This is a genomic window from Pseudomonas sp. Choline-02u-1 (genome assembly GCF_002836515.1).
In the GTDB taxonomy this organism is placed as follows: Bacteria; Pseudomonadota; Gammaproteobacteria; order Pseudomonadales; family Pseudomonadaceae; genus Aquipseudomonas.
Genome location: NZ_PJBC01000021.1, coordinates 1 through 6,954 on the forward strand (window position 1 = coordinate 1; position 6,954 = coordinate 6,954).

General features: G+C 50.8%; 4 protein-coding genes and 2 pseudogenes. All 6 read left to right on the forward strand.

Annotation, left to right across the window (positions count from 1 at the left end; translation table 11 throughout):
• Nucleotides 1-166, forward strand: a pseudogene (locus CXF97_RS13775) (type VI secretion system tip protein VgrG); the annotation flags it as partial.
• Nucleotides 159-1,058, forward strand: coding sequence for a DUF4123 domain-containing protein (locus CXF97_RS13780; RefSeq protein ID WP_101159015.1), 900 nt, complete (start codon nt 159-161; stop codon nt 1,056-1,058). The pseudogene CXF97_RS13775 and the gene CXF97_RS13780, both read left to right, overlap by 8 nt.
• Complete coding sequence (locus CXF97_RS13785; RefSeq protein ID WP_101159016.1) at nt 1,055-4,375, forward strand: toxin VasX; 3,321 nt, start codon at nt 1,055-1,057, stop codon at nt 4,373-4,375. The genes CXF97_RS13780 and CXF97_RS13785 overlap by 4 nt, the downstream gene beginning before the upstream one ends.
• Complete coding sequence (locus CXF97_RS13790) at nt 4,345-5,490, forward strand: DUF6708 domain-containing protein (protein ID WP_371918383.1); 1,146 nt, start codon at nt 4,345-4,347, stop codon at nt 5,488-5,490. Before CXF97_RS13785 ends, CXF97_RS13790 begins: the two co-directional genes overlap by 31 nt.
• A gap of 189 nt (nt 5,491-5,679) precedes the next feature.
• The gene (locus CXF97_RS13795) at nt 5,680-6,762 is read left to right on the forward strand and encodes a DUF6708 domain-containing protein (RefSeq protein ID WP_371918384.1); all 1,083 of its coding nucleotides are present in this window, start codon (nt 5,680-5,682) and stop codon (nt 6,760-6,762) included.
• A gap of 68 nt (nt 6,763-6,830) precedes the next feature.
• Nucleotides 6,831-6,935: pseudogene (locus tag CXF97_RS13800) on the forward strand (type VI secretion system tube protein Hcp); the annotation flags it as partial.
• Nucleotides 6,936-6,954 lie beyond the last annotated feature (19 nt).

Genomic DNA, 6,954 nt, shown 5'->3' on the forward strand with positions numbered 1-6,954 from the left:
AGGCAGTGGGACTGGTGCTGCGCCGTTGATGCCGGGGCCGTTGAAGCAGGCGGATACGGATAAAGCCGGGCAGTTACTGGTGCCGGCACAGCGCCAGGCGTTGATGCAGAAGAAGCCGATTTGTGCGGTGTGCGAGAAAGCCAAATTGGAGGCGCAGAATGCTTAAGTCGGAATTTCCATTAGAGAACGGCCTTCCCCAAGGCCTTCCATGGAATGGCACGGTAGGTTTATTGCTTGATGGTGTCAGCGTTGAGAAGCTTCCGCAGCACCTGTATCAGTGGACGGAAACCCCTGAGTTCGAGCCGCTTTATCTTGGGACTCGTTGGGCAGAACTGGGCGATATTTCCCCATGCCTTGTGCAAATAAAAGCGCAGAACAATCCTATCCTGACCCGGTTCCTGAACGCATCGCGTGAGGAATGGGGGCACTTGGTGTTTAGCGATCAATCATGGGATCAACTGGTCGCACACTTTCGCTGGCTCACCAGCGTCATGCATCCGCTGGGTGAGGAAGTGTTGTTGCGCATCGCGGACCCGGCCGTAACACATGCACTGCTCGCTCATGCAGAAACCATCAAGGATCCGACCCTATTCGGCCCCTGCAAACAAATCGTTACTGCCGATGCAGCACTGGATTGTTGGTACATAAACAATAGGCCGGGCAACGCTCCCGACCCCGACCACAGCAAGCGCTATCGATTGAGCGAAGCACAACTCAGTCAACTAGACGAGGTGAACTTTCGTAATGTTGTGATGCGTCTCGATGCACACATGCAAGAATATTTTCCAAGCTATCAGGCACAGTCGACTCCACGGCAACGCTGGGAACACCTGCATGCGCAGGCGTCGACCTCCTATGATCGCGGCTTCAACACCGAACTCGATATCACCCTCTACGCCAACATTCACGGGTTCCTTGGCGAGCGAGCACTGGAAGAACATCCAGACCTCGACGCCATACTCAAAACCCCGTCGGAACAAACGCCTGCACAACGACTCGAACAGGTCGCTGATATTGCCCAGGAACGGGCTGCAACCCTGAACAGGAGCCAAGGATGACAACGCCAACATCGACCGGCAAAAGCCCGAACAACGTTGCAAAAAGCCGGGATGACGGCATGTGTGCCATGGGCGGCTGCTCGTTGATGAAGGCAAAAATCCAGCTCATCCCACTGCGCTACGGCCTCGTTGAACGACTCGATCCGTCAAGCGCGCTGACCATGCCGTACAAAACCACTTCTCGCCCACTAGGCATTCGATTGATGCGTGACGGCTGGCTCTACGTCATCGTCGACAAGAAGCCTGAAGCCGTAATGCACGAATACCGTATTCAGGACGGCATCGTTACGCAACTGCTGTGGGAGAAAGGTGAGATCACTGCCAATAAACGCGAAAGTAATGTGGGCGAAGCCGTGTTGGTCTTCCCGCGTTTGAGCAAACTCTACGTCAACTACTCCGAAGTGCAATGGACCGCCGCGAAATGCGCGCAGGTCATCAAGCACAAGTCTGAACGTGAGTACTTCATGCAGAAGGTCGATCTCACCAATGCAGACCCTGAGAAAGGTGCAGCTAATCTGCTGACTCCAGGTCAGGCGGAAAATTGGATTGCGGAGATTGCGGAGCAGCCGAGTAAAGAGCCGTCGGTTACGGGTGCCAAACCTGAGGAAAGTCAGGACTATCTCTGGGAGCAAGCGTCGCACTTCAAGAAAACTCAGTTGGGCACACTCAAAAAGCAAGTCAAGGCAGAACATGAGCGTGACCATCTGTACTTGGTCTTACAGGATGACCTGGGCGTGTTACGCGATCTCGCTGAGCATCAGGACTTGGTCACTGGCTGGATCAGCGACTGGAGCGACGCTGAGGCCAATCAAAAGAAGTATGTGTTTGGTTGCTACATCGAATCGTTGTACACCGTAACAGGCGAAACCATTCTGAATGCCGCCCAAGGCGACCCTCGTTTTGCCAAACTCAAGGACGAAACAAGCGAAGAGCAGCGGCAATCGATCGTCGACTACGTCAACGTTAAAAATCAAACCCAGTATTCAGGCGCTGGTACGCATCGTGGGGCTATTGCAGCCTCAAAGTCGCGGATGCGTACGAATCTTGGACCTTTGTATTCCAAGTACGACGACCTGATCGAGACCATCGAAGACAACGCGGATGACGCGCTCGACGGCGCGAAAATGGGACAACAGGGCATCAACGATCTGATCGATCGGCCAGCTATGGAAGCCTTCCTGAAACAGCAACGCGCCCAACTCAATCGCTGGAACAAACGTCTAGATCTAATCAGTAACGATCGCGCGAATCTAATCTCTGAAGAACGCTTCCAACGTTCAGCCTGGTATTTTGACCCCAAATTTGGCGATCAACTCGACACAACTCTCGCTACTGAATATGCCTGTATGAAAGATATTTGCCGGACAGATAAAGCGACTGAAAAGCTTGCCGATCTGCTCGAGAAACAGCCGGGGTTTACCGTACCAACCTTCTTCACATTGAGTTTGACTGATCAGAAGGATATGCACTCCAAGGTCACATCATTCATCAAGTCCCTGCGCGATACCTATATGGTCAAGGACGACTATCAGGGCGCCCAAGCACTCAGCGGAAAATTTGGCAATTTGCTCACTCAGAATCTCGCAGCAGCAATGCAATTGAGTGAAAACGGCATTGTGCTAGGCCAGTTACGCAACACAGCGTATGAGCCGGCAAAGCAGTTGCGCCTGGCAGGAGCGCTGGATGAGGCTATGCAAGCGCTACGCAATGGACAACCGCTAGATCCGGCAAAAGTATTGCGCCGAATTCCTGACTCGGCTTGGATAGATGTTCTTCGTGCCTTTGGTAAGGGAGGTATCACATTAGAGTTTGCCTCTGCGAATCAAATTGCTGTGTTCAAAGCTGATATGGCCAAACTTACAGATCTGCGCCAGCAAATGACCTCGCTGAAAAATCAGATTCGGCAAACCCTGGCTGATGAACGTAAAGGAAGGTCACCAAAAGGCGGTTATAAAACCTTGGTAGCTCGCCGCAAAGCCATTCAACAGACTGTCGCTCCCCTTGAAGGGCGGATAGCTCAGGCCATGAGCCCTGTTGGTGACGGACCGGGCAAGGCTGCCTTCAAGATTAAAGGGCTTAACAATGCTCAGGTGCTTGAGTTTGAGCGGATGGCCGATGACTATCGGCTCAAGCGACCGTATAAAGGTTTGACTGGAGAAGTTTTCAAATCTGTGGGTGGCGATGTGTTTGCTTCAGCCGCATTTGTCATGCAGACGATAAATTTCTACCAGGTATTTATCGAGGTACGTTCAAAAGCAGTGTGGGAAAGCGCAGATACCCTTTCATTCTTTAACGCCCTTTTCTCTACGGTTGGGGGCGGTTTAGCTGCTGCACAGGGTATTGCCATAACAAGTCTTTCAGTAGGTATCAAAAATTATACAAGCGCTGCCGGCAAAATCAAATTGGCCGCTAAGTTAGGGAAAATCACCGGGGCATTGAGCCCATTTGCCTACATATTCAGTGCAGTTGCCGCAGGGACAGGTATGTATGGTGAGAAAGGATCGGCTGCAAAATGGACAGAGGCATTACGTTCCGGGAATGGCTCCAAGTTGACAGGTGCCAGCATGACACTAGTAGGAGATTCTGGACAACTTGCGCTCAATGGGTGGGCCTTCGCCAGGAGTGGTCAGTCCATTTATGAGGCATTTACCACCGTAAATCAGGCACGTGCGCTAGTTTGGGTCAAAGCGGGTAGCCAACTGTTGAGCATTGCTGCCAGAGCAAACTTGATCGGCTTGGTGCTTACCGGTCTGCAATTGGGCGGAGAATGGCTATACAACCGAAACAACAAATCAGATCTGGATAATTGGTTGCAAAAAGGCCCTTGGGGTAAACAAAACGCCAACCGCACGTTCATTGAGGAGCGCCTACTACTTGCCGACATAACGGCATCACCGCAGGTGTCGTTGCAGACGGTAAACAACAAGGCTATGGCAGTACTGCGCATACCAGGAATCACTGCTCGTGAACTAAATGATGTAGAGTTTGGCGTGAGCGCTTACTGGCTGACAAATCACCAACGAAATGATTGGGAGGCATGGAGCGAGCCGCTGCTTTATCAACTAAACTTGCTCAGTGCTCCGGATGAACCACTTAAATTAGGCATGGACATTTTCCAACACGAAGCCAACGCCGAACATGGTCTGGCTGTCGTCCTACGCTATCACCCCGTTGCTGGCGATAAATCCTTCCGAGAGAAACGCTTCGAAACGACGACGTTGAGCGCGCAAAATGGCAAGCTACTTTCGGCTGTCTCTGTATTAAAGTCGCGCAAAACCGATGCTCCATGGCTATTGGTCAACAGCGACTTCCTGTAGGTGCCCGCCCCACCACTTTTCGGTTAAATTACATGTCATCCAAATCAACTAATAACGACGAACTTCATCTCAAGCATCAGCGCCCCGTCGCTGGTGAATCTCGACGTTTTACTACTGGCGAAGCAGTGTTTTTCTCGCCGCTCCCCGTCCCTACCGGCCAGATCTCAATGGATTTGGGCGGAAGTTTTCTTGATATCAACGACACCTACCTGGACCTCGGTAGCAGTAACGTCAATAAGGCATTCCAAACCAGAGTGATGATTGCAAGCAGCATGCTCATTCTGATTGTGAGTTTAATAATCGGCCCCTTCATCGCCGGGCTTATGAGTTTTGGTGATCCCTATGGCAGAACATTTACACATATTTTCATAGAGTTTTTCCCCACCGGTGCTGCGATTGGAGTTTGGGGAGCAGCAGGAGCTGCAGTTCTGGGACTCTATGTTGTCACCAGCACTACTCTTGCCAAAGTTCGTACCCGCCCAATACGTTTCAATCGTCAACGTCGCGAAGTCTGTTTTTTTGCAAACGGATCTGACGAGCCGATCATCCAACCTTGGGAAGAAATGGTGTCCTGGCTTTCTGTCAGTACCGGTGTAACTGGGGTCGGCGTCATCAGCACTTATACATTTGGTATGGCATTTGACGACCCAAAAACTGATACCGTCCATTTAGTGAACCAGGAAGTAATGACTCCAGTTCATGGTTTGTGTAAATGGGAGGCCTTACGTGCCTACATGGAAAAAGGACCGGAGTTCTGCCCTGCTAAAGCACCCTACGAGGGTCGCCACACCTTCGATAAAGAACGACAAGACATGCACGAGGAGTACCAGCACAACGAACGTTCCGCTTTAGGAGTTTGTTGGTGGTACCTGACACATCTGATCACTTGGTGGCGTTTTCCGTATTGGGTAGCAGAATGGGACCATCGTTTCAGCATGAAATCTCTACCTGATTCCATTGCTGAGTGGTCTAAACCTCTTCCGCCTGATCAATGGGGCAAGCCAAGTCCCGCGCTTAAAGAGCAAAGCGCGAAAATCGAAAGAGCCTTTGCTCAAGGACAGGATTTTATGACGTACTTCAAGGCAAACCTAAACGAAAGCAAGGCAGAAGAATAAAAAACAGCTGAGCTATATAGCAGCCAGAAATCAATAGCCCGAGAGCCGTCAGGTCAAGTCTGAGCTTTTACAAAACTGAAAAACAAAAGGGGATGGTTCATTTCAAAAAAATAAGCCCGTCCCTTTTCGAGCCGTAACTAGCGGCTCCCTGTAGTTGCCTAAACCGCCTACATATTTTCGGTTGAATCCATGCCATCCAAACCTGAACAGCAAGTCGAACTTGACCTCAAAAATCACCGCCCCACGGCGGGTGAAACGCGTCGTTTTGCCACAGGCGAAGCATTATTTTTCTCACCGCTGCCAGTTCCGACCGGGCAAATCCCAATGGATCTCGGCGGAAGTTTTGTTGAAGTCAACGACACATATCTGGACTTGGGTAGCAGCAATCTCACCAAGTCTTTCCAAGCACGATTAGCTGTGGCGCTCCCAACAGTCGTAGTTATCATTTGTCTATTTATCCTCCCAACATTGATGGGCTTCGCAGCGTTCATAAACCCATTCGGCAGAAGCTTCTGGTTTTATTTCAACGATTTTTTTGAGTTCGGAATATCACTAGCGCTCTGGTGTGGAGCGGGAGCAGCGCTGATTGGCCTGTACGCGATTATCAGCACCACAAGGAACAAAGCCCGCGCCAGACCCATCCGATTTAACCGTCAACGCCGAGAGGTCTGTTACTTCCCGAATGGATCCGACGAAGCCGTGATCCAACCTTGGGAAGACACAGTTGCGTGGATCTCTGTCAGCACCGGAGTCACTGGAGTAGGCGTAATCAGTAGCTACACCTTTGGCATGGCCATAGATAATCCCAAGGCCGATACGGTGCACTTTCTCACACAGGAGGTCATGACTCCTGTTCATGGACTAGGCAAATGGGAAGCCATACGTGCCTACATGGAAAAAGGACCGGAGTTCTGCCCTGGCAAAGCACCCTACGAGGGTCGCCACACCTTTGATAAAGAACGACAAGACATGTACGAGGAATATCAGCACAACGAACGTTCCGCTTTAGGAGTTGGTTGGTGGTACCTGACACATCTGATCACTTGGTGGCGTTTTCCGTATTGGGTAGCAGAATGGGACCATCGTTTCAGCATGAAATCTCTACCTGAATCCATTGCTGAGTGGTCTAAACCTCTTCCGCCTGAACAATGGGGCAAGCCAAGCCCGGCGCTTAAAGAGCAAAGCGCGAAAATCGAAAGAGCCTTTGCTCAAGGACACGATTTTATGACGTACTTCAAGGCAAACCTAAACGAAAGCAAGGCAGAAGAATAAACAAACAGCTGAGCTATATAATTGCCAAAAATCAGGTGGCCCGACAACAGTTACTTCGAGTCTGAGCTTTTACAAAACTGGAAGAAGTGCAGTTCACCTACCGCAAAATCACCTGGACCCACGAAGTATCCGGTACTTCGGGTTCCGATGACTGGCGTGCTCCAGTCGTTTAATTACGGCTGACTGTTACAC

What these genes read in the sequence shown, in the direction of transcription:
- CXF97_RS13780 (WP_101159015.1), top strand. Translation starts at nt 159, where the DNA reads ATGCTTAAGTCGGAATTTCCATTAGAGAACGGCCTTCCCCAAGGCCTT.
- CXF97_RS13785 (WP_101159016.1), top strand. Translation starts at nt 1,055, where the DNA reads ATGACAACGCCAACATCGACCGGCAAAAGCCCGAACAACGTTGCAAAA.
- CXF97_RS13790 (WP_371918383.1), top strand. Translation starts at nt 4,345, where the DNA reads ATGGCTATTGGTCAACAGCGACTTCCTGTAGGTGCCCGCCCCACCACT.
- CXF97_RS13795 (WP_371918384.1), top strand. Translation starts at nt 5,680, where the DNA reads ATGCCATCCAAACCTGAACAGCAAGTCGAACTTGACCTCAAAAATCAC.